Annotated in this window: 19 protein-coding genes and 3 tRNA genes; 8 read left to right on the plus strand and 14 right to left on the minus strand. The window is 53.7% G+C overall.

Features of this window, described 5'->3' with window-relative positions; all coding sequences use genetic code 11:
- Nucleotides 1–4: 4 nt before the first annotated feature.
- From F3J38_RS18625 to orn, 4 genes are all read right to left on the minus strand, one after another.
- Nucleotides 5–80, minus strand: a tRNA-Gly gene (locus tag F3J38_RS18625).
- A gap of 25 nt (nucleotides 81–105) precedes the next feature.
- Nucleotides 106–181, minus strand: a tRNA-Gly gene (locus F3J38_RS18630).
- A 24-nt stretch (nucleotides 182–205) separates the two neighbouring features.
- Nucleotides 206–281: transfer RNA gene (locus tag F3J38_RS18635), tRNA-Gly, on the minus strand.
- Between the two features lie 293 nt (nucleotides 282–574).
- A complete protein-coding gene (gene orn / locus F3J38_RS18640; protein ID WP_167140851.1) occupies nucleotides 575–1,123 on the minus strand; it encodes an oligoribonuclease in 549 nt (182 codons plus the stop codon).
- Between the two features lie 103 nt (nucleotides 1,124–1,226).
- Between orn and rsgA the strand changes: the two genes are divergently transcribed.
- The 3 genes from rsgA to mscM all read left to right on the plus strand — a co-directional run bounded on the left by rsgA (nucleotide 1,227) and on the right by mscM (nucleotide 6,613).
- On the plus strand, nucleotides 1,227–2,273 hold the full coding sequence (rsgA, locus tag F3J38_RS18645; RefSeq protein WP_167140852.1) for a small ribosomal subunit biogenesis GTPase RsgA: 1,047 nt from the start codon (nucleotides 1,227–1,229) through the stop codon (nucleotides 2,271–2,273).
- A gap of 92 nt (nucleotides 2,274–2,365) precedes the next feature.
- Nucleotides 2,366–3,262, plus strand: a complete 897-nt coding sequence (gene asd / locus F3J38_RS18650) for an archaetidylserine decarboxylase (RefSeq protein WP_167140853.1) — start codon at nucleotides 2,366–2,368, stop codon at nucleotides 3,260–3,262.
- Nucleotides 3,263–3,277: 15 nt separating this feature from the next.
- Nucleotides 3,278–6,613, plus strand: coding sequence for a miniconductance mechanosensitive channel MscM (gene mscM / locus F3J38_RS18655; RefSeq protein ID WP_167140854.1), 3,336 nt, complete (start codon nucleotides 3,278–3,280; stop codon nucleotides 6,611–6,613).
- Between the two features lie 45 nt (nucleotides 6,614–6,658).
- Here the strand turns inward: mscM and mdh are convergent, their stop codons facing one another.
- Nucleotides 6,659–7,594 carry a malate dehydrogenase gene (gene mdh / locus F3J38_RS18660; RefSeq protein WP_167140855.1) on the minus strand — a complete coding sequence of 312 codons (936 nt, stop codon included), beginning with the start codon at nucleotides 7,592–7,594 and terminating at the stop codon, nucleotides 6,659–6,661.
- A 422-nt stretch (nucleotides 7,595–8,016) separates the two neighbouring features.
- On the opposite strand from mdh, the gene argR reads away from it, so the two are divergent.
- The 4 genes from argR to yhcN (F3J38_RS18680) all read left to right on the plus strand — a co-directional run bounded on the left by argR (nucleotide 8,017) and on the right by yhcN (F3J38_RS18680) (nucleotide 9,971).
- A complete protein-coding gene (gene argR, locus F3J38_RS18665) occupies nucleotides 8,017–8,487 on the plus strand; it encodes a transcriptional regulator ArgR (protein WP_084937964.1) in 471 nt (156 codons plus the stop codon).
- A 490-nt stretch (nucleotides 8,488–8,977) separates the two neighbouring features.
- Nucleotides 8,978–9,241 (plus strand): peroxide/acid stress response protein YhcN, encoded by a 264-nt coding sequence (gene yhcN, locus F3J38_RS18670; RefSeq protein WP_084937965.1) that lies wholly within the window; start codon nucleotides 8,978–8,980, stop codon nucleotides 9,239–9,241.
- A gap of 90 nt (nucleotides 9,242–9,331) precedes the next feature.
- Nucleotides 9,332–9,598 (plus strand): YdgH/BhsA/McbA-like domain containing protein, encoded by a 267-nt coding sequence (locus tag F3J38_RS18675; RefSeq protein ID WP_167140856.1) that lies wholly within the window; start codon nucleotides 9,332–9,334, stop codon nucleotides 9,596–9,598.
- A gap of 106 nt (nucleotides 9,599–9,704) precedes the next feature.
- Complete coding sequence (yhcN, locus tag F3J38_RS18680) at nucleotides 9,705–9,971, plus strand: peroxide/acid stress response protein YhcN (RefSeq protein WP_167140857.1); 267 nt, start codon at nucleotides 9,705–9,707, stop codon at nucleotides 9,969–9,971.
- A gap of 59 nt (nucleotides 9,972–10,030) precedes the next feature.
- On the opposite strand, the gene F3J38_RS18685 is transcribed toward yhcN (F3J38_RS18680), so the two are convergent.
- From F3J38_RS18685 to aaeX, 5 genes are all read right to left on the minus strand, one after another.
- Complete coding sequence (locus F3J38_RS18685) at nucleotides 10,031–10,300, minus strand: barstar family protein (RefSeq protein ID WP_167140858.1); 270 nt, start codon at nucleotides 10,298–10,300, stop codon at nucleotides 10,031–10,033.
- Nucleotides 10,301–10,314: 14 nt separating this feature from the next.
- Complete coding sequence (locus F3J38_RS18690) at nucleotides 10,315–11,769, minus strand: NAD-dependent succinate-semialdehyde dehydrogenase (protein WP_167140859.1); 1,455 nt, start codon at nucleotides 11,767–11,769, stop codon at nucleotides 10,315–10,317.
- A 111-nt stretch (nucleotides 11,770–11,880) separates the two neighbouring features.
- Entirely contained in the window at nucleotides 11,881–13,833 is a 1,953-nt protein-coding gene (gene aaeB / locus F3J38_RS18695) for a p-hydroxybenzoic acid efflux pump subunit AaeB (RefSeq protein WP_167140860.1), read from the minus strand.
- A gap of 11 nt (nucleotides 13,834–13,844) precedes the next feature.
- A complete protein-coding gene (gene aaeA / locus F3J38_RS18700; RefSeq protein WP_167140861.1) occupies nucleotides 13,845–14,774 on the minus strand; it encodes a p-hydroxybenzoic acid efflux pump subunit AaeA in 930 nt (309 codons plus the stop codon).
- A gap of 9 nt (nucleotides 14,775–14,783) precedes the next feature.
- Nucleotides 14,784–14,987: a p-hydroxybenzoic acid efflux pump operon protein AaeX gene (gene aaeX / locus F3J38_RS18705; RefSeq protein ID WP_084937982.1), complete on the minus strand. Its 204-nt coding sequence runs from the start codon at nucleotides 14,985–14,987 to the stop codon at nucleotides 14,784–14,786.
- A 258-nt stretch (nucleotides 14,988–15,245) separates the two neighbouring features.
- Here aaeX and aaeR point away from each other — a divergent pair, with 258 nt between their 5' ends.
- Nucleotides 15,246–16,163, plus strand: a complete 918-nt coding sequence (gene aaeR / locus F3J38_RS18710; protein WP_167140862.1) for an HTH-type transcriptional activator AaeR — start codon at nucleotides 15,246–15,248, stop codon at nucleotides 16,161–16,163.
- Nucleotides 16,164–16,403: 240 nt separating this feature from the next.
- Here the strand turns inward: aaeR and tldD are convergent, their stop codons facing one another.
- From tldD to F3J38_RS18730, 4 genes are all read right to left on the minus strand, one after another.
- Nucleotides 16,404–17,849 carry a metalloprotease TldD gene (tldD, locus tag F3J38_RS18715; protein WP_167140863.1) on the minus strand — a complete coding sequence of 482 codons (1,446 nt, stop codon included), beginning with the start codon at nucleotides 17,847–17,849 and terminating at the stop codon, nucleotides 16,404–16,406.
- A 64-nt stretch (nucleotides 17,850–17,913) separates the two neighbouring features.
- Nucleotides 17,914–21,732, minus strand: a complete 3,819-nt coding sequence (gene yhdP, locus F3J38_RS18720; RefSeq protein WP_167140864.1) for an AsmA2 domain-containing protein YhdP — start codon at nucleotides 21,730–21,732, stop codon at nucleotides 17,914–17,916.
- Between the two features lie 47 nt (nucleotides 21,733–21,779).
- Nucleotides 21,780–23,249: a ribonuclease G gene (gene rng, locus F3J38_RS18725; RefSeq protein WP_084937989.1), complete on the minus strand. Its 1,470-nt coding sequence runs from the start codon at nucleotides 23,247–23,249 to the stop codon at nucleotides 21,780–21,782.
- Nucleotides 23,239–23,832 (minus strand): Maf family protein, encoded by a 594-nt coding sequence (locus F3J38_RS18730; RefSeq protein WP_084937992.1) that lies wholly within the window; start codon nucleotides 23,830–23,832, stop codon nucleotides 23,239–23,241. Before F3J38_RS18730 ends, rng begins: the two co-directional genes overlap by 11 nt.
- Between the last annotated feature and the right edge of the window lies 1 nt (nucleotide 23,833).

A 23,833-nucleotide genomic window follows, 5' to 3' on the forward strand; every position in this document is an offset into this window, starting at 1 on the left:
AATTTGGAGCGGGAAACGAGACTCGAACTCGCGACCCCGACCTTGGCAAGGTCGTGCTCTACCAACTGAGCTATTCCCGCAAAGAGGTGACTACTGTATACATTTTGGAGCGGGAAACGAGACTCGAACTCGCGACCCCGACCTTGGCAAGGTCGTGCTCTACCAACTGAGCTATTCCCGCAACAGGGTACTACTGCACATTTTTTGGAGCGGGAAACGAGACTCGAACTCGCGACCCCGACCTTGGCAAGGTCGTGCTCTACCAACTGAGCTATTCCCGCATAATCTTCGTCTTTCAATTTGCTGCTGCGTTAGCTTCCTTCACTCACACAGGTCACTTACTGAAGTAAGCTCTCTGTGATTCGTTCAGTTGCTGCCTTGCCGCAAACTGAAATACTTGATTCAAAATCTTTGTGCTATTGCCGCGTAACGAATGAAATTCTTCACCGGTACGGGGTGCGCATTATACGAGAAATCCTTTCAGTGGCAAGAGTCTGGAAGCAAAATTTTGCGCTTTCAGCTCGTTTGCTGCTTTAATCGTCAACCTGATGATTTCCTGCGCACCCTATGTCGATTAAAGGTTCAGGAAGTGCTCGCGGTAGTAGGTCAGCTCAGCAACCGATTCGCGAATATCATCCAATGCCTGATGGCTACCCGATTTTTTGAAGCCTGGCAGAATTTCAGGCTTCCAGCGACGCGCCAGTTCTTTCAGCGTGCTGACATCCAGATAGCGGTAGTGGAAATAGGCTTCCAGTTCCGGCATGTATTTGAACAAGAAGCGGCGATCCTGACCAATGCTGTTGCCGCAAATCGGCGAGGTATTCGCAGGTACCCATTGTTTCAGGAACTCAATGGTCGCCAGCTCCGCTTCACGATCGCCATACTGACTCGCCTTCACGCGATCCACCAGCCCGCTGTTGGTGTGGGTGCGCACGTTCCAGTCATCCATCAACGCTAACTGCGCATCGGACTGATGCACCGCTAACACTGGCCCTTCCGCCAGGATGTTCAGGTTGGCATCCGTTACGATGGTCGCGATCTCAATAATGCGATCTTGCTCTGGATCCAGACCGGTCATTTCCAGGTCGATCCAAATCAGATTATTTTCATTTCCAGCTGTCATGCGTTTTCCGCCCGTTGCCAAAGTCGTCATTAAACTCAATTCAGGTGTATCATAGACGTTTTGCCCAGCGGGGCGAAGCCTGGCGAAAGCTGTGAGAGGATGCGTGAGCAAAAATAAACTGTCGAAGGGTCAACAACGTCGCGTAAGCGCGAACCATCAGCGTCGTCTGCAGCAACGGAGCGAGAAGCCCGAACCGGATGACAGCCTGTTTGGAGAAGCGTCCGAAGGCGTGGTGATCAGTCGTTTCGGCATGCACGCAGATGTGGAAGACGGCGCAGGCGCAGTCCATCGTTGTAATATCCGTCGCACCATTCGCTCGCTGGTCACCGGCGATCGCGTGGTGTGGCGTGCAGCCATTGGCGGCGGTAAAGGGATCGTAGAAGCGGTTCACGATCGTAAAACCGTATTAACCCGCCCTGATTTTTATGATGGCGTTAAACCCATTGCTGCGAATATCGATCAGATCATTATTGTGTCGGCGATCCTACCAGAATTGTCGCTCAACATTATCGATCGCTATCTGGTCGCCAGTGAAACCCTCGGCGTCGAACCGCTGCTGGTTCTGAACAAAACCGACCTGCTCGACAAAGACGCGCGAGCATTTGTTGATGAGCAAATGGATATCTATCGCCATATCGGCTATCGCGTATTGATGGTTTCCAGTCGCGCGAAAGACGGCTTGGTTGAGCTGGAACAGGCACTCACCGGGCGCGTCAGCATTTTTGCTGGTCAGTCAGGGGTCGGTAAATCCAGTTTGCTGAACAATCTGTTAGGGTTGGATGTCGCAGGTGATGAGATTCTCACTAACGATGTTTCTGATGTTTCCGGATTGGGCCAACACACCACTACCGCTTCGCGTCTTTACCACTTCCCGCATGGCGGCGATGTGATCGACTCCCCTGGCGTCCGTGAATTTGGATTATGGCATTTAGAGCCGGAACAAATTACGCGCGGATTTGTCGAATTCCGTGAGTTTCTCGGCAGTTGCCGCTTCCGCGACTGCAAACATGATAACGATCCCGGCTGCGCCATTCGTGAAGCGGTTGAAGCGGGCACCATCGATGTCTCGCGCTTCGATAACTACCATCGAATCCTGGAGAGCATGGCGCAGGTAAAAACGCGTAAAAACTTTTCCGCCAGCGAAGATTAACGAGTACAACGGCACATTCGCCAACTGACCGGGGCACTGCTACAATCCGGCCCCTTTTGTAAAACCAAGCGTAATTAAGCCAGGAGGCAACGGTGTTTGATCGTTTTAAACTCGGCCTGAATCATATTCTGCCCAAGAAAGGGCTTACCGAACTTGCCGGCTGGGGCGCCAGTCGTCGTGGTGGCTGGCTGACCAAAGCGGTCATCGACATTTTTGTCTGGTACTACAAAGTAGATATGGCGGAAGCCAGCAAGCCGCACACCGGTAGCTACCGCACCTTCAACGACTTTTTTGTTCGTCCCTTAAAAGAGGGTGCGCGTCCTGTCGATCCAGACGCGACGCTACTGGCGCTGCCAGCCGATGGCGCAGTGAGCCAGTTAGGCCGCATTGAAGGCGATCAAATCTTCCAGGCCAAAGGTCACTATTACACGCTGCAAGCGCTGCTGGCCGGTAACGACGATCTGGCTGAAAAGTTCATTGATGGTGAGTTTGTGACCACTTACCTCGCACCGCGCGACTATCACCGTGTGCATATGCCGTGTAATGGCATCTTGCGTGAGATGTTTTACGTGCCAGGCGATCTCTACTCGGTCAACCCGCTTACCGCACGCAACATCCCGAACCTGTTCGCACGTAACGAACGCGTGATCTGCGTATTCGATACCGATCATGGCCCGATGGTGCAGATTCTAGTGGGTGCAACCATTGTGGGCAGCATCGAAACCGTGTGGGCTGGCACCATTACCCCGCCGCGTGAAGGTGTGATCAAACGCTGGCGCTATCCTTCTGCCGAACATGATGGTGCGGTCGTGCTGTTAAAAGGCCAGGAAATGGGCCGCTTTAAACTCGGTTCCACGGTCATCAACCTGTTTGCGCCAGGCCGTGTTAAGCTGGCAGAAAGCCTTGAGGCCGAAAGCAAAACCCGCCTTGGTCAGCCGCTGGCCATCGCCCTGCCGCAGCCCGGCGAACACGCCCCGCTCGCCGACTAACCGGAAACCTCTCCCGTGCGCGTTTTCCTCTCCCTACTGCTGAGCCTGGTGCTCAGCAGTTCTGTATTTGCCGCCACCGTTCCCCCCGCCAGTCAGCTCAAGCAGGAACTGGATACGGCAAAAGCGGCCAAAGCCTCTCCCACGCAAGCTGAACAGGTTCAGGCGATTGAAGCGGCGATTAATTTCCTCTCTGAGCGTGATGAATCGTTAGAGCGAGCCAAACAGTATCAGCAAGTGATCGACGATTTCCCTCGCTTGGCGCGTGAGTTACGTCAGCAGATCGCTACGCTGACGGACAGCAGCAAAACGGTGCGCAATAACATGAGCAGCGCCGAGCTGGATCAGGAAATCCTGCAAATCAGTAGTCAGCTACTGGAGGAAGGCCGCCAGGCACAGCAGGAGCAGGATCGCGCCCGCGAAATCAGTGACTCGCTGTCACAGTTACCGCAGCAGCAAACCGATGCACGCCGTGCGATGACCGAAAGCGATCGTCGTGCCCAAGGTTTTTCAGCCTCCGCCACGCCGTTAGCCCAAGCGCAGATTTATGCGCGCCTGGCAGAAAATGCCGCTAACAAAGCGCGAGTGGATGAATTAGAGCTGGCACAGCTGTCGGCAAATAACCGCCAGGAATTGGCGCGCATGCGTGCTGAGGTCCATCAGCGCAAAGCCACACAGCTTGATAACTATCTGCAAGATCTGCGTAATCAGCTTAATAACCAGCGCCAGCGTGAAGCCGAGCTGGCACTGGAACGCACAGAACAATTGGCAGAGAACAGTGGCGACCTGCCCGCCTCAATCAGCGATCAATTTCGGGTTAACCGTGAATTATCGGCAGACCTAAATGCGCAAGCCCAACGTATGGATTTGGTCGCTTCACAGCAACGGCTGGCGACGAACCAAACGCTACAAGTGCGTCAGGCGCTCAGTACACTGCGCGAGCAGTCCCAGTGGCTTGGCGCATCGAATCTGTTAGGTGAGGCATTGCGTGCCCAGGTCGCACGGCTGCCAGACATGCCGAAATCCCAGCAGATAGACAGTGAAATGGGGCAGTTACGCGTCCAACGCCTGCACTATGAAGATTTGCTGGAGCGCCAAAAGGACCTGCGTAAAGAGAAGCAGGATGACGGCACGCCCTTCACCAGTGAGCAGATTCGCATCCTTGACGCGCAGTTGAAAACCCAGCGCGAGCTGCTCAACTCGCTCATTTCCGGCTGCGATACGCTGATACTGGAAATCACCAAACTCAAGGTATCGAATACGCAGTTGCAGGATGCACTGAGTGAAGTCAGAGACGCCACGCACCGCTACCTGTTCTGGACGGCGGATGTCAGCGCTGTGGATTTGAAATACCCCATTGAGGTGGCACGCGATTTAACCCGCTTGCTGTCACTGGATACCATCGGGCAGCTCGGTAAAGCGCTGGCCATGATGTTTACCAGTAAAGAAACCGTGATGCCGATTATTTGCGCGGTGCTGTTGGTCGGTTTCAGTATCAGCTCTCGCCGTCATTACAATGACTTTATGGCACGATCCGCTAGCCGCGTCGGCAAGGTCACGCAAGACCGCTTCAGCCTGACGCTGCGTACCGTGTTCTGGTCAATTCTGGTCGCCGTACCGCTGCCTGTCCTCTGGGCTGCACTGGGCTTTGGTTTACAGCACGCCTGGCCATATCCGTTTGCCGTGGCGATTGGCGATGGCATCACCGCGACCCTGCCATTGTTGTGGGCCTTTATGATCAGTGCTGCCTTTGCCCGCCACGATGGGCTGTTTGTGGTGCATTTCCGCTGGCCACAAGCACGCGTGGCACGTGCAATGCGCTACTACTCGCTTTCCGTTGGCTTTATTGTGCCACTGATTATGCTGTTGATTGCCTTTGCCAATCTGGACGATCCACAGTTCTCCGCCACACTCGGCCGCCTGTGCTTTATCCTGATCTGTGGTGCCCTCAGCATTGTTACCGTCAGCCTAAAACGCGCCGGTATTCCGCTGTACCTTGATAAAGAAGGCAACGGCGACAACTTTGTGAACCGCATTCTGTGGAACCTGATGATCGCCATTCCACTGGTGGCCGCGCTGGCTTCCTGCATCGGTTATCTGGCAACCGCGCAGGCACTTCTGGCGCGCCTTGAAACCTCCGTGGGTATCTGGTTCTTCCTGCTGGTGATTTATCACATCATTCGCCGCTGGATGCTGATACAGCGCCGTCGTATCGCCTTTGATCGTGCTCGTCAACGACGTGCCGATATGCTCGCCAACCGTGCGCGCAGCGAAGAAGAAAAAGAGCAACAGACCTCTTCTACTGCAGACACCATCGAGATTGATGAACCCAGCCTGGATTTGGATGAGATCAGCGCCCAGTCATTGCGTTTGGTACGCTCGATTCTGACGCTAATTGCCTTGGTATCCGTGATTGTGCTGTGGTCCGAAATCCACTCTGCCTTTAGCTTCCTCGACAACATTCCGCTTTGGGATGTCAGCACCACCATTCAAGGCGTAGAGAGCGTGCAGCCAATTACGCTGGGCTCGGTATTGATTGCCATTCTGGTCTTTATCATTACTACCCAACTGGTGCGCAATATGCCCGCGCTACTGGAACTGGCACTGTTGCAGCACCTCAGCCTGACGCCCGGCACCGGGTACGCCATTACGACTTTAACCAAGTATGCGCTGATGCTGATCGGGGGGTTGATCGGCTTTTCAATTATTGGCGTAGAGTGGGCGAAGCTACAGTGGCTGGTTGCAGCCTTGGGTCTGGGACTGGGCTTCGGGATGCAGGAAATCTTCGCCAATTTTATCTCTGGTCTGATTATTCTGTTTGAAAAGCCGATTCGTATTGGTGATACCGTGACGATTCGCGATTTGACGGGCAGCATTACGCGCATCAATACACGCGCCACCACCATCACCGACTGGGACCGTAAAGAGATTATCGTGCCTAACAAGGCCTTCATCACCGAGCAGTTTGTTAACTGGTCGCTGTCGGATTCCGTCACACGTGTAGTGCTCACCATTCCGGCTCCCGCACATGTTGACAGTGATGAAGTCACGAACATTCTTAAGCAGGCTGCCGACCGCTGTACCTACGTGTTGGATATGCCCGCGCCAGATGTATTTCTCGTGGATCTGCAACAGGGGATTCAGCTGTTTGAACTGCGTGTACACGCCGCTGAGATGGGACATCGTATGCCGCTGCGTCATGAGCTGCACCAGCTCATTCTGCGCGGTTTCGAAGAGCACGGTATCGAGATGCCCTTCCCGCCCTTCCAGGTGCGCATGGAAACGCTGGGGCGCAAAACCCCCGCGACCAATGGCTCTCCTTCAAGTCGGACTTTCAAGTCTGGTGGCTTATAAACGAAAACGCCCGGCAATCGCCGGGCGTTGTTTTATCTGCTGGCGTTATTTGACGAACGCTTCACCCTGCACAATATCTTTCTTCAGCGTATCTAACATGCCGTTAAGGGCTTGCTGTTCGAATGCACTCAATGGTCCCAATGCACGGCGTTCCACAATGCCGTTTTTCCCCAGCAGCAGGGGCTGTGAGAAGAAGCGTGCATATTCGCCGTCACCTTCTACATATGCGCACTCCACCACATTCGCTTCACCCTGAATCGCACGAACCAATGACAGGCCAAAGCGCGCCGCAGCCTGTCCCATCGACAGCGTCGCTGAGCCGCCACCGGCTTTGGCTTCCACCACTTCGGTACCGGCGTTTTGAATGCGTTTGGTGAGGTCAGCCACTTCCTGGTCGCTGAAGCTAATGCCTTTGACCTGGGAAAGCAGCGGCAGAATGGTAACGCCAGAATGCCCCCCTACGACCGGCACTTCAATGTCGGTAGGCTTTTTACCCTTTAGCGCAGCAACGAAGGTATTGGCGCGAATCACATCCAACGTTGAGATACCAAACAGGCGATTCTTATCGTAGACACCCGCTTTTTTCAGCACTTCAGCAGCAATCGCCACAGTGGTATTCACGGGATTGGTGATCACACCAATCAGGGCTTTAGGCGCGGTGCTCGCCACCTGTTCGATCAGGTTGCGAACTATCCCTGCGTTGACGTTAAACAGGTCGGCGCGATCCATCCCAGGTTTACGGGCTACACCAGCGGAAATCAGCACAATATCGGCACCGTGCAGTGCGGGAGTCGCATCTTCACCACTGAAGCCTTCTACCTTCACATCCGTGGGAATATGGCTGAGATCCACCGCCACACCGGGTGTGACGGGCGCAATGTCATAAAGTGAGAGAGCTGAACCTGCGGGTAATTGGGTCTTGAGCAGCAGTGCAAGCGCTTGGCCAATACCACCAGCGGCACCGAGAACGGCAACTTTCATCCTGAACTCCTTATTAAGGTGGGGCAGAGATATGCCGAAAATCCATCAGGTTACGATTTTAATCAACTTCTCAGGCGATAGCGACACACCTGTCGCGCATTAACAAACGCCGCAATCGGCTCCCGAGACATCTCCACTTCAGAAGTCGCCTGAATGATGCATCCGCAGCCAGAAGACAATGGACGGCAATGATCATCGATAATGTTGTTACCACTTCAATACTATAACAACATTGCAACCTTCGCTTTGCGCGTTACCCCGCGATTTTGGTGCAGCGGGATTCTCTGATAACATGCCACTCCCGCAGCGTTATGTCGCGATTGACTCATCAAGTTTTATTGCATAAAAATTCATCTAAATGCATAATAATTTATCTGCTGTAGGCCTGTTGCCTGCTGCAACTCCTCTCTCATTGGTAGCTTATGCGAAACCCATCAAAACAAGACGACCTGATTAAAGCGTTCAAAGCTTTATTAAAGGAAGAGAAATTCAGCTCGCAGGGCGAGATTGTGCAGGCGCTGCAAGAAGACGGCTTCGAGAATATCAATCAGTCAAAAGTTTCTCGTATGCTGACCAAGTTCGGTGCAGTACGCACCCGCAACGCCAAAATGGAAATGGTGTATTGCTTGCCTGCTGAACTGGGGGTGCCGACCACCACCAGTCCTCTGAAAAATCTGGTGCTGGATATTGATTACAACGATGCCTTAGTGGTGATCCACACCAGCCCTGGTGCCGCACAGCTAATTGCACGCCTGCTGGACTCACTGGGTAAAGCAGAGGGCATCCTCGGGACTATCGCGGGTGACGACACAATCTTCATCACCCCCGCGCGTTCATTTACGGTGAAACAGTTACACGACGCCGTGCTGGTTTTATTCGAACAAGAACTATAAAACCCTGCTGTTTACCGGCAGATCACCTGCCGGTAACAGACCTCACATTTCGCAGTTTCCCGTCACGTTTGTTACAAACTCCTTTCTTAATAATAAGTTACCTATATAACAGCCTGTTCTGCATCTGCTGCCATATTGGTACGACCTTTTCCCCTTCTTAACCATATGCGCTATTTTACACTGCTTTACATATCGTGCTCAGCCGTTATAGCTTCTAATGGCGTATCAGCCAGCGGGATCGACCACGATCTTTCGCACAAAAAGATAATTTGATGCAGATCATTGTTTTTACGGACAAATAACAGTCTATGGTTAAGATCCAGGCGGTTTTTATAACTTCAGGTTCTAAAAAGGTGTCATAAGGACAAAGAATAACAACCAAACATTATTAGCCAGATATTAATTTCATGGGTGATTAGATCTATACTTCTTTTCGTGATGCGAATCACACGAAACAAAAAGATAAAAACAGAAGACGAGGAAAAAAACCATGAAAGTTAAAGCTACTATCGCAACCCTGAGTGTTCTATCTGCCCTGTCATTTGGTGCTTTCGCAGCAGATTCTATCAATGCCCAACAAGCAGCGAATCTGCAGCCTGCCGGCACCATTAGCGTCAGCGGCGTAGGCGGTTCTCCGATGGATTTTCGTGACCAGCTGAATGCCAAAGCCGATCAACAAGGTGCAAAAGCCTACCGCGTGATCGAAGCGAATACCGGCGACAGCTACCACATCACCGCTGAGCTTTATAAATAAGTTTGCTGAATCAAGACGCAGTGTGAAGGCGACCCGTTTGAGACGCATTTGCCTCTCAGGTTGCCAAACCAAATTTCAGGAGAGTGAATCATGAAAACCAAATTAGCTATCGCAGTATTGGGTCTGGCTTCCGTAATTTCTTTCGGTGCCAGCGCTGCCAGCCTGGTGTCTAACGAACAAGCCGAACAACTGCAGCCGCTGAATCAAACCATCAGCGTGAGCGGTGTTGACGGTGACCAGACTAACGTCCGTCAGGAACTGTCGCAGAAAGCGGATGCTCAAGGTGCTAGCCACTACCGCATCATTGAGAACAACCGTGGCGATACCTTCCACGTGACCGCAGAACTGTACAAATAAGAATACATCGAACGTCGGGCGCCTGAGCGGCGCCAGACAATTGATCGACGACCCGCCACACCCACTTTTATGCCGCAGGTTGTTGATTCTAACGAGGAGAAAAACTATGAAAATCAAAACAACCATCGCAGCCGCCAGCCTTCTTTCCCTGTTTGCCTTTGGTGCTTCTGCAGCACAACTGGTGACAGATGAGCAGGCGCAGAATCTGCAACCTACCGGCAGCACTATTACCATCAGCGGTACCGGTGGCTCACCAATGGATTATCGCGCAGAGCTTTCTCAGAAAGCCGATGAGCAAGGTGCCAGCGCCTATAAAGTGATCGAAGCAAAAACCGGTGACAGCTATCACCTCACCGCTGAGCTTTATAAATAATTCCTCGTCAATTCTGACGAACCCTTTGGCCCCGCTCGCCGGGGCCCTTTTTAGGCTTGTCACTTCACATTAAAGCGGAGCTGACCTTCCAGCTCCTCTTCTGCTTCATCAAACAACAGAATCAATGCACCATAGCGGCGTTTCTGCCCTTTCCCCAGATTCACAAACTCAATCTCCAGTGGCAAAGGCAACTTCTCACCCATGATCGCATCCCAGAGATCGTCAAGATCGCTAATGGCTAGATCTGTTAACCCAAAACGATCGCTGAACTGCCGGTAGAAATGGGCCTGATCGACGATTTCGTTGAAATCGAAACGCTCGATTCTCATGGTGATGCCCTCTTTTAGGCAAGTCCGCCAATGTGCAGCGCTTTAACCTCAAGATACTCTTCCATCCCCAGTACCGACCCTTCACGACCCAGTCCCGACTCCTTCACGCCACCAAAGGGGGCCAGCTCGGTAGACACCGCACATTCGTTGATACCGACCATCCCCGCCTCCAAAGCCGCCGACACGCGGAACACACGTTGAAGATTTTGCGTGTAGAAATAGGCTGCCAGACCATATTCAGTATTGTTAGCCCGTTTAATCACATCCGCTTCATCATCGAAACGGAAACAAGCCGCCACGGGACCAAATGTCTCTTCTTGCGCCAGTTTCATGCCTTCATGAGCATCGCCTATTACGGTAGGCTGCCAGAAGTTTCCGCCCAACGGGTGACGCTCGCCGCCCGTTAGCAATCTACCGCCTTTACTCACAGCATCCTTCACATGCTCTTCCACTTTCTCTAGGGCAGAAGGTTCAATCAACGGGCCAACTATCACGCCCTCTTCAACGCCATTGCCCACTTTGAGCTTGCCGACTGCGTCAGCCAATTGATTGACGAACCGATCGTAGACAGCATTGTGAACATAAAAGCGGTTAACGCTGACACATACCTGTCCGGCATTACGAAATTTATTGGCGATCGCGCCCTGCACGGCGGCGTCGATATCCGCATCTTCAAACACGATATAGGGCGCATTGCCCCCCAGTTCCATGGAGATCTTCTTCATGGTCTCAGCAGCATTACGCATCAGCGTCTTACCCACTGCCGTAGAGCCGGTGAAGGAGATTTTGCGTACCGCCTGGCTTGCCATAATGGCATCGCTGATAGCGTGCGTATCACCTGCCACCGCGTTTAATACGCCGTCTGGCACCCCGGCTTCCTGTGCCAATGCCAGCAAAGCAAACGCGCAGAGCGGTGTGTTATTGGCGGGCTTGATGATGCCAGTACAACCAGCGGCCAGCGCCGGGCCTAATTTACGTGTCAGCATAGCCATCGGGAAATTCCACGGCGTGATAGCCGCGACAACGCCAATAGGTTCACGCGTCGCCAGAATGCGCGATCCCGGCTTAGCCGGTGGGATAATTTCACCATTGGCGCGCTTAGCCTGTTCGGCAAACCATTGGATGAAGCTCGCGGCGTATTCCACTTCACCTTCAGCTTCTTTCAGTGGTTTGCCTTGCTCAGCGGTCATTAACTGTCCGAGCCAGCTTTTGTTCTCAATGATCAGTTGATACCAGCGATGAAGAATTTCTGCGCGCTGCTTCGCGGTTTTATCGCGCCAGGCGGGAAAGGCTTGCTGCGCAGCGGCAATCGCCTGCTCTGTCTCCGCTTTCCCGGCCTTAGCGACTTTTGCCAGTACTTCGCCGGTAGCGGGATTGGTCACATCAAAGGTCGCCGTGGTGGTGTGCCATTGGCCCGCCGCGAAGTAACCTGTTTTGAATAGCGCGTGTTGTTGAAGAGAGTTATACATCGATATTCTCCTGTCAGTTTGCATCCTGTCAGAAAAGTATAGATGCCAAAACCGCAGGGTTTTGTGTCAGCGTGGGATCAAAAAAGCCGCTGCGGAGTGCAGCGGCCGGTTTCAGATTTGGATGAGGGTGTTCTGATACTTATCCAGCATCAGCGAGAGTCGCTTCACGGGCTCAGTCACACTCTCTGGTGCCGAATAGTGATGAAGTTTTTCCTGATAAATCTCCAGCTCTTTCAGCAACCGCTCAAAGTAATAGCGCCGCTTGTCATCGCTGGTAGCCGAGATGACCCGATCTGCCGTGTAACGCAGCTGTCGGTGATACGCCGACAGCTCAGCATTGATCGGGACTTCCGCATTGCGCAGTCGCTGGTGTCCAATAATCAAGGTCAGCGCGATACGGTATTTATCAATATCGCCTGGGAACAGATTGAGCAATAAGAACAACTGCTGATAGAGCGCAGGTAAATGGTTCTCGCGACGTCGCGCCTGGTTGGTTGTTAAGGCGGCCACAGCGGCATACATGAAGCGGTTGAGCAGTTTACGGCCAGTACGCGCTTTCGACTTATCGCGGATGAGCAGAATCACCATCATCGCCACGAAGCTGCCAATCCACTGACCCAACGCGTTATCAAGGAATACGTTGAACTCAAACTTCATTGGATTATCCAGCACCAGCACGTTGATAGTACCAATCAGCGCACCCAGCGTCCCGATCTGCCGCCGTTGCACAAAAATACCGCCGATAAAGCCCAAAGCGCCGATCGCAATACACAATAGCAATGCACTTTGCTGCGTCGCAGGCAGGATATAAACGAAGTAGAGCAAGCCCAGCGGAACGGCAAACGCCATGCCGTAGAAGAAGTCTTTTGCCATCATCAGCGGATTCGGCATACGCATGGCCAACGCGGTGATGACCGCGAGCATCACCATACAGCCACTGGCGGAGGTCCAGCCCGTATACAGCCAGAACAGCGAACCGAGCGCCGTGGCGACAAACGTACGCACGCCGTTGATCATCGCATGATGGGTTTCTGCAGAGCGCGCTTGAATCACCACTTCACGCTGTAAAATACTCTCTTCCAGCGTGGTAATGCGGCTGTTGCTTTTCACCCCGTTGATTAACAGCAGATACTCCGTGGCCGCACCGACCCAGCTTGCAACCGTCATCGGCACCGTTTTGCTGGTGATGCCAATCAAGCGGCGCATCACCTTCATACGTTTATGCACATCGTTAACGTTGCTGACCTCTTTCTCAATCAGCAGACGATACTGCGGCGGAATATATTCCGGGCGTGAATTCTGAATCAGGAAGGTTTCTGCAGCTTGGGTGATCAAGGTGAGCGACAGCGTATTCAGCATCTGCAGGCGTCGGCTGGTGTTCTTCCAGCGTGATGACTCCATTAACAACTGGCTACGCATGCCGTTAAGTGCGGTGGTACGACGCACCAGCGCGCTCCAGGCTCTATCGACTTCGTCTTTATCACCATGCGCCACGCACAGTTGTAGCAGCTTGTAATGTGCCACCAGCAGCGCATCGACTTCCGCATCGATCACTTTTTTAATCGAACGCGGTGAGAACAGCATATCAGCGAGAATCGCACACAGAATACCAATCACGATTTCGCTGCAACGCTCCACAGCAAACTGCGGTGCCAAAGTGAGGCCGCCGCTGGCATCTGCCGTGACCACAATAATGAGCGCGGTGTAACCCGCAAGGCCGAGTGCGTAGGAGTTCTCCACTTTGATCAGTGAAGAGAGCCAGACGCACATCCCTGCCCACAAGCAGCACAGTAACAACATGACCACCGGCGCACGCACCGTAGCAATCATGATGGTGAGTGCAGCGATACAGCCAATAAAGGTACCAATAATGCGTAGAATGCCGCGATAGCGCAGTGCGCCAGAGTAGGGATCTCCCCCTGCAGCAAAAGCGGTACCACCGGCCACAATACCGGCAGTCATCACCGCCCAACGCGGCGTTTCCAGATTAAAGTGAAAGCCAATCATCAGCGCGGCGACCAGCGCGAATGTCAGCTTCACCGGGAAACGCAAAAACTCAATCATAACGCCCTCGCTTAACCAAACTCGCGCAGGCGGTTAAAGAACTGCGCCAGCGGCGAGACTTTGGTCTGACGATCTTTGTCACCGGTGATCACCACGGTGGCGGTGGTCCCCGCAGGGAAGCGGTTACCGGGCTGATCGTCAAGATGAATACGCACTGGCACACGCTGTGCCAAACGCACCCACTCAAGATTGGAGTCGATGGTTGCCATACCTTTGCTATCGACGCTGCTGCTGCTGTTGGTCACACCGGCAGCGATGCTGTCCACGGTGCCGCGCAGCACAGTATTACTGCCCAGCGGGGTAATTTCGGCACGGAAGCCCGGACGTACGCCATCCAGTTTGGTCTCTTCCATATAGGCCAACACGTAGAACGAGTGCTGCTGTACCAGCGCAACGGCGACAGAACCACGCGTGATGAACTCACCTTCATAGACATTGAGGTTAGTCACCCAGCCGTCGGACGGTGCTTTAATGGTGGTACGATCCAAATCGATCACTGCCAAATCGCGTGTCGCAACCGACTTCGCCAACTGGTGTTCGCTGGTTTGCAGATCGTTGTTGGCCTGATCGATAGCTTCACGTGACATCGCGCTGGTGCCGAGTTGGTTACGACGCGCCGCTTCACGGCGTTTCTCGTTTACTAGTGCCTGGTAATATTCGACATCGGCTTGGGCTTCATCCAGCGCTTTTTGGTAGCGTGGGCGATCGACCACAAACAGCGTGTCGCCTTTTTTCACCAGTTGGTTATCACGCACTGGCACATCCGTAATAAGGCCGGTGACATCGGGTGAGATTGCCACAACATCGGCGGAGAATTTGGCGTCACGCGTCCAGGGCGATTCGGTGTAAAACACCCAGGCGCGGAAGATGATCACGATTGCGATGATAACCAGCAGGAGCGTAATCGCGTAACGCGCGATTTTTCTTATTAGCGCTTTCACTTAAAAACCTCAGACGAATAGACGGGATACAAGGTAAAACACACAGCAGTACAACGCTGTGTTAAAAAGTGCCGGATGCCACACCAGATCGTAAAGTCCGCTGGGCGTCAGCACGCGTTTCACCAGCCAGAACAGCGCCAGCGAAACCAGTAGTTCAATGAAGATGGGCGGAAAACTCAGCCCGAATACCACAAATACCGGAAGCACACTCATTTCGGTTCCTTAGTTCGACCTTGCCGGATCGCACCGATACCCACCCTCATGCCACGTAGCACGTTGGGTTGATAGTCAGGGGATAATTGGGAGACTGATGGCAACATTCAGGCCGCATTGCGCTAATGATAGCGTATCATCGAGTAAACACAGCCGTGTTAAGGTGCGGTGAACAGACCCAGCGTGCGTATAGTAACGCGCTTGACTATACGTTTTCTACATATTGTGAGCTAAATCACTTTTTAGCCAGAGTAAACAATGGAACGACTCAAAGGCATGTCCATCTTCGCCAAAGTGGTTGAATTAGGCTCATTTACCGCGGCGGCACGTCAACTCCATCTTAGCGTTTCGTCAATCAGCCAGATCGTGGCCAAACTGGAAGATGAACTGCAGGTTAAATTGTTAAATCGCAGCACACGCAGCCTTGGCCTGACCGAAGCCGGCAAGATCTACTATCAAGGTTGTCGCCGTATGCTAGCGGAAGCATCACAGGTTCACGAACAGCTATACGCCTTTAATAATACGCCAATCGGCATTTTGCGCATCGGCTGTTCTTCAACAATGGCGCAAAATGTTTTGTCGGCGATGACCAGCGAAATGCTGAAAGAATATCCCGGTCTGAGCGTCAATCTGGTGACAGGCATTCCGGCTCCGGATCTGATTGCCAACGGGCTGGATCTGGTGGTCCGTGTCGGCGCGTTGCAGGATTCCAATCTGTTCTCCCGTCGCCTCGGCGCGATGCCGATGGTGGTGTGTGCGGCAAAAAGCTACCTGGCGCTCAATGGCACCCCAGATAAACCTGGCGAAATCGATAATTTTTCATGGCTGGAGTACAGCGTTCGCCCGGATAACACCTTTGAGCTGGTGGCACCAGAAGGTCTGGTCACCAAGCTCACACCGCAAGGGCGCTTCGTGACTAATGATTCACAAACGCTGATTCGCTGGCTGAAGGCAGGTTGTGGTATTGCTTATGTGCCATTGATGTGGGTGATTGATGAAATCAACGCTGGAGAGATCGATATTCTGTTCCCGCAATACTATTCAGAACCCCGTCCGGTGTATGCGCTCTATACCGAGAAGGACAAGATGCCGTTGAAAGTGCAGGTGTGTATTGATTATCTGACCGAGTACTTTAAGCAAGTGGCGCAGCAGTATCAGCAGCATCGTAAAAGCTGATACCCCAGGTCGCCATAAATGGCGCCCCTACGGGTTCGGTGAGGTTTTCGTAGGGGGCGCATTTTTTGCGCTCCTGGCATTGGAGGACGCCATAAATGGCGCCCCTACAGAGGACGGTGCCATCATTCATGGAGTGCATCATGAGGAAAGCAGGTTCAACGGTAAGTTGCAGGGCGCGCCATAGGGAAAGCAGGTGCTACGGTAATTCGTAGGGTGCGCATTTATGCGCACCAGGAATCATTAGGCCGTGCCGCCAACCGTGATTTTATCCAGTTTCAGGGTCGGCTGACCCACACCCACCGGCACGCTCTGCCCCTCTTTACCACACACGCCAACGCCTTTATCCAGTGCCAGATCGTTGCCCACCATTGAAATCTGCTGCATCGCTTCAATGCCGGAACCGATCAGCGTTGCGCCTTTCACCGGTTTGGTCACTTTGCCGTTCTCAATCAGATAGGCCTCTGAAGTGGAGAAGACAAATTTGCCGGATGTGATATCTACCTGCCCCCCACCGAAGTTTGGCGCATACAAGCCATACTCCACACTCTGAATAATATCCTGTGGCGTGGATTTGCCCGCCAGCATGTAGGTGTTGGTCATACGTGGCATCGGCAGATGGGCATAAGACTCACGGCGGCCATTACCTGTTGGCGGCACCCCCATCAGACGCGCATTAAGCTTGTCCTGCATATAGCCTTTCAGTATGCCGTTCTCAATCAACACGTTGTATTGACCTGGCACCCCTTCATCATCCACCGCCAGAGAGCCTCGCAGGCCTTCGATGGTGCCATCGTCCACCACGGTGCAGAGTTCTGAGGCAACCAGTTGCCCCATCTTACCGCTGAATACGGAGGTTTCACGGCGGTTGAAATCACCTTCCAGACCGTGGCCCACCGCTTCATGCAGCAGCACGCCCGGCCAGCCTGCGCCCAGCACCACCGGCAAGGTTCCGGCAGGTGCCGCAACCGCAGACAGGTTAACCAGCGCCAAACGAACGGCTTCACGTGCCCATGCATCTGCACGCACATCGCCATTTTCATCGGCGAAGAAGAATTCATAACCGGTACGCGCGCCGCCGCCGCTAGAACCGCGCTCGCGCTTGCCCTGATCTTCAACCTGCACGCTAATAGATAAACGCACCAGCGGACGAATATCTGCCGCCAGTGTGCCATCAGTCGCCGCCACCAGCACCTGCTCATACACACCGCTCAGGCTGGCATTGACTTCCTGCACGCGGGGATCGGTTGCACGGGCCACTTTGTCGACGCGATGCAGCAATGCAATTTTGTCTTCGCGCGTCAGGCTATCCAGTGGGTTAATCGGGGCATACAGTGAACGATTGATCACAGCAGAAAGGGTATGCGCTTTGCCATTTCCCTGTTCCCGCACAATACTGCGTGCCGCTTCAGAAGACTGGCGCAGGGCGTTTAGGGTGATTTGGTCCGCGTAGGCGAAGCCCGTTTTCTCACCGCTGATGGCACGCACCCCCACACCTTGATCGATGTGGTAGGAGCCATCTTTAATGATTTTGTCTTCCAGCACCCATGATTCATGGAAGCTAGACTGGAAATAGAGATCGGCATAATCCAGACGACGTTCTGAAAGCTGCCCTAACAGGGAAAAAAGGTCCTGCTGATTAATGCTGTTCGCAGCTAGTAACTGCTCACTTACCAGATTCAGAGTCATCGTTTCTCACTCATTATGTGCTCGGATAGTCATAGCCTGCGGCAATTCCCCGACAACGTCAAATTCACTTATTGTCGTCTTCGCGCGGTTTGCGCAGCACTTCACTGATTTCCGGTTTATCCAGTGGTCCGCTAATGTGATAACGCAGCAGTGAAATCTTATTCCATATCGGCCCCAAGACTTTACTGGCGGCAAACACCGCCGCACCAATCACTGGGTTGACCACAAAAGCCGTTGCCACGCCAACACCGGCGGAAATTTCGGGTGCCACTACGGCTTCCATATCAATTTGGCGTTTCACCAGATCGATATGACCTTGCATGGCGATATCCGCTTCAAGCCCATCTACCAGCAAGTTATCGGTGCGCATCACGCCATTTTCAATCCACGCCGTGCCGTTGATCGAGTCGAAGTAGAAGCCTTCGCTGAAGGTGTCGCTGAAGTCGAAACGCAGCTTGCGCAGCAGGGCATCAAAACTGAACAGACGCAGCAGCTGCCCCGCGCGGCCAGTATTCACATCGGCGATTTGACCTTTGCCGAAGTGGGTTTTCAGGGTGCCGCTTAAGGTCTCTTCCGAAGGCTGCCACGGTGCAGAGCGCCAGTGCAGGTCATAATCCAGTTTAAATGGCGCATCACGCAGCGGCGTGTTCATACCGAACCAGTTGGTAGCGTCATTAATATTCTTACCGCTCAGCGTCCCTTTCAAAGAGGTGCGCTGATCGCCCGGTTTGTTCACCCACTCACCGTTGATCAGCAACTTAGAACTGCCGGTATCCACGCTACCGTTAGTAAGCGCTAACGTATCGCCTTGCGGCTGTAATCTGGCCTGCATGTGGCCAAACTTCTGACCGCGTAACCAACACTCGTCACAGTTAAACTGTATGGCTGGCCAACTGCTGAAGTTGATACTGCTGCTGTTGCCACCGAACGGTGAAGCCGCGCTGTCCTGCTTATCTGGCCATTCTGGATTGTAATAAAGATAGCTGAGGTCGATCTGCCAGGGTACATGCTGTGCGGTGATCACATTGCCGCGCGCTTCGCGACTTGCCAGCTGCACTTGGGTGTTGCCTGTCGGGCCTTGCGTTACCGTGGCGTTAACGTCGTGCCATTTCTGGCCCCCCAAGGTTAATGTCGGCGTTCGTAAAATCACATCGCCCGGCAGTATAGCCCCGCCCACTTCTGTTTCGCCTTGCGCATTGCGCGAGCTACCCGACCCCGCCAGCAATGCCATCCAGGCTTCACCGTCCAGCGCGGGCAGATTGAGCTCCATACCGCGATTTTCGGGTAGTTTGGGTGTGCTCTTCGCGTCGTTAAGCCAGATGCCACGATCAACGCGCAGTTGCGGTTCCAGAATCCAGCGGCTGTTAAAGCGGTTATGTTCACGTACGCTGCCGCTTAAGGTAAATCCATTCAGATCGCCGGTGGCATTGATGGCAATCGGCATCGCTTCACCACTTTGCTTATCCAGTGGTGCAGGTAAGTGACTGCTTACTGTTTTGCCATCGCCCTTGAGGTCGACTTTATAGGTAGCGCCACCTTTGTGCGGCAGTGTGATATCCACATTCCCCTGCCAGGCCAGGCTACCACTCAACTGGCTACGCACACTTTGCGGCAACGCTTTCAGTTTTGCCGGTTGCCAGTCCCCCAGCAGTTTGACGTTGACGCCAAAATCATTCGGATTTTCAGTGGTGCTAAAGCTGACCCCGGTTGGCTGCCCGAACCAGTTGGCCTGCATCTCTTCGCTTTGGAGGTTGCCGTTGTTGTAACGGAAACGCCCAGTGAGATTGTTAAGTGTGGTGTTCAACGGCTTAATGTGCAGGCTATTGTTGTTCAAGAGCACGCTGCCACTGGCGTGCACCAGCTCACCGTCCAACGGAATATCCAGATTCAGCGAACCGCGGACGTTGCCACCAATCTGCAACTGCTGTAGCGCAGCACCCAAGGTTGATTTCAGCGGCGTCTGTTCAAAGTAATCTGCAATTTGCTGGCCTTCCCCACTGAGATCGCCATCGATAATCAGCTTCTCTTTGAGATAGTCAGGAATCACCGCACTGACGTTGCGCGCGTCCACATCGCCCAGCTTGGTCTTCTCCGCCTTCATCCACAGTCCATTGTTTAAGAAGTCGAGATTGATATCGAGGTTCTCCAGCGCTGGCCAACCAGGCTGGAACTGGAACGTAGAGTTGCGCAGCGGCACCCACACCTCAAACATGCCGTCATTATGTTTGAATGGGAACAAGCTCGGGTCCCCCGCGAACAACAGCGTAGCATTATCCACCTGCCCGCCTTTGATCGACTCACTGAGGAAGTGCGTCAGATCGTGCCCCATCAAGGGTTCAGGGAAGTAACGCCAGGCATCGCCCGCATCGGTCACACGAATACCAGCCAGAATGTCGAGGCGAGGCGATTTGCCAAGATTCTGCTGATAGCGGAAATCCCCTCTCGCCCACAGCGATCGCGCTTGTACATCGAGGTTTTGGCCATCCAGCGTTAAACCGTTGGCATCGCGTAACCAGTTAAGTTTTCCGGTGATCTGCTTAATCTGCAACGGAGCCTGGAACATATCGCCATAAGGCACTTCTGCTTGCCCCATCGCCACATCAAGCTGTCCATTACTCACGCTGCCTGTCGCACTGCCGTTCAAATTGCTGATACCCGGCAGTAGCTCCCATTGCTGCCAGGCCAGATTGCGCCATTTAGCTTGCAAACGTGTTTGCTCAGGTTGATTCAGCGGAATATCCAGCGCCAGCGCATCAATGTTGCCGCGCGGCTGTAGCGCACGCCAGTTATCCAGTAAAGCCGGCGATAACGGCTTGAACAGCGGTACTAAGGGCGCCAGACGTTCCAGATCGAGCTGCGTCGCACGCACACGCACTTCTGCGCCGCTGTTCGCGCCTAACATCTGGTGATCTTCCGGTTTCCACAGCACAGCGAAATGACCCGGTGCCCAGGCAATGCCATCCGTGCTGAGGCGCGTTTGCGGCACTGACAGACTCCAGCCGTTTTGGAAACGCGACAGATGTGCGGTTAATCCATCCACCTGTAACTGGTGATCGCCCTGCTCCCCACGCCAGCGTGCACCGCCTTTGCTCAGCAGTAAATCACCGGCATAGACATCGCCATCACGCAAATTGACCCAGGCCGCCAGGCTGAAGCGCGCACTTTCCAGGCTGGTATTGTCGCGTAGCCAAGGGCCAATCCACGGCCGCACGTCTACGTCATCCGCTTGCATCCAGATGCGGCCATCGTTGAGCAGCCCATTGGTATCATTTAAATCGAGCCGGACCTGCACAACACCGTGCTGGCCAGTAAAGCTGGAGAGGCTGACTTCCCCCTCCGCACGATGGCGCGTGCTTTCGTTAAGCCAGGTCAAGCGCGGGATCGCTAGCTCGGCATGCTGGCCAGAGGGCGTCAGGAAGCGGATACTGCTATCACGAAGATCAAAATGGTCAAACTGACGCAGGAACAGATCGTTAATCTGCGCCGGTCTAAAGCTATTTTTTTGCTGATCGCTGGTGAGCAGCGGATGATTGGTTTCGAGACGCAGCTGCCAAAAGGTGAGATCGCGGAACTGCCAGCGCCAGTGCAGCAGGGATTGCCAGATATTGAGCGCCAGATTGACGCGGCCAATGGTGAGTTGTCCCTCGTCCGGCATGGTGACATTGAGATCGCGGACCTGCAAAGTTGGGCCGAAGTTCTCCCACTTACCCTGCAGTTCACTGGCGTCCACTTTCATACCGCTGACGCGTGAAATCGTCTGCAGTATGTCGCTGCGATAGCTGTTGAGATGCGGCATGACGAGGCGCAACCCGCTGACCAGCAGCGCCACAATAACGATGATTGCGGCGAGCAGCAGTAACAATATCCTCGGCAACCGCCTCACACACCTCTCCTTGCTTTCTGTTGGGTTACAGCCTTCAACCTCACGATTTACATCATGACGACGTCAAACTGCTCCTGCGTATAGAGCGGCTCAACATGGACTTTAACCTGCTTACCGACAAAGATTTCCACTTCCGCCAGCGCATGTGACTCTTCACTTTTCAGCGCTTCCCCTACTGCCGGGGACACATACACCAGGAAGCGGTCAGAATCGTAGGCGTGATGCACGCGTACAATTTCACGCATGATCTCATAACACACCGTCTCAACGGTTTTGAGCGTACCGCGCCCCTTACACACCGGACAATCGGCACAGAGAACATGCTCAATACTTTCCCGCGTACGCTTACGCGTCATTTCTACCAAGCCCAGTGCCGAGAAACCGTTGATGCCGGTTTTCACGCGATCTTTGCTCAGCGCGCTCTCCAGCGAATGCAGGACGCGGCGACGGTGTTCGTCATTACTCATATCGATAAAATCGATGATGATGATACCGCCCAGGTTGCGCAGCCGCAGTTGGCGAGCAATCGCCTGAGTCGCTTCAATGTTGGTGTTGAAGATGGTTTCGTCAAGATTCCGATGCCCGACAAAGGCACCGGTGTTGATATCCACCGTGGTCATGGCTTCGGTTTGATCGATGATCAAATAGCCGCCCGATTTCAGTTCAACCTTGCGTTCCAGCGAACGCTGGATTTCATTCTCAACGTCAAACAAGTCGAAGATCGGTTGCTTACCGCTGTATAGCTCCAGCTTGCTGGCCATCTCCGGGATATATTCACCGGTAAACTCCACCAGCAGATCGCAGGTCAGACGCGAATCAACCCGGATACGATCCAAGGCTGCGCCCGCGAAATCACGCAATACACGCTGCGCCAGCGCTAACTCGCCGTACAGCAGGCAGCGTGTCTGGTTGCGCTTCTTGCGCTCGCTGACTTTGGTCCACAGCCGTTTAAGGAAGGCGGCGTCCTGCGCCAGATCGTTTTCGCAAATGCCTTCAGCGGCGGTACGAATAATAAAGCCGCCCAGATCGTCGCAGTAAGCGGAGACCACGGCTTTCAGACGATCCCGCTCGGCTTCACTTTCAATACGCTGCGAAACGCCCACATGGGAAGCGCCTGGCATAAACACCAGGTAACGCGATGGCAGCGTGATATCAGTGGTGAGGCGCGCACCTTTGGTTCCCAGCGGGTCTTTCACCACCTGCACCACTAAATCCTGGCCGGGGCGCACCAACTCACTGATATCACGGACCACAAAATTCTTCTTTTCATCACCCGCGACGCACTCGGTATGCGGCATGATGTCAGAAGCATGCAGGAAAGCGGCTTTATCCATGCCGATATCGACAAAGGCCGCCTGCATGCCTGGCAAGACGCGGCTGATGCGTCCTTTATAAATGTTACCCACGATGCCGCGCCGTGCTTCGCGCTCAATGTGGATTTCCTGCAAGATGCCGCCATCAATATAGGCAACACGGGTTTCAGAAGGTGTAACGTTTACCAGCAGTTCAGCCGTCATCTTGTCCCCTTAACGCACGCAGCGACTGAAAATGGCTCAGCAGCTCATTGGTCTCAACCAGCGGTAATCCCACTACGGCGTGATAACTTCCATTAATCCTGCGGACGAAATTACCGCCCAGGCCCTGTATTCCGTACGCGCCGGCTTTATCCATCGGCTCGCCGCTGGCGATATAGTGCGAAATTTCCTCTGCCGTGATATTGCGAAATGTCACGTCAGTGGTCACAAGGCAATCTAGTTCACGCTGCGCATCGGCTATCGCCACCGCAGTCATCACCTGATGCGTTTGCCCAGAGAGTTTACTGAGTATTTCTGCAGCATGCTCGGCATCACGTGGCTTTTCCAGCACCTCGTTATTGAGCACTACGATAGTGTCGGCACCTAACACCGGTAAATCCTGCGGTGCCACAGCCACCCCTGCTCGCGCTTTGTCTGACGCCAGGCGACGCACATAGGCTTCCGCCGCCTCATCCGGCTGGCGCTGCTCCTCGACGTCAGTAATAAGACGTTCAAATTGCAGGCCAAGCTGTGTGAGCAGCTCACGGCGACGCGGTGAACCGGAGGCGAGATACAGGGTTATCATA

This window comes from Candidatus Pantoea formicae, assembly GCF_011752625.1.
GTDB lineage: Bacteria > Pseudomonadota > Gammaproteobacteria > Enterobacterales > Enterobacteriaceae > Pantoea > Pantoea formicae.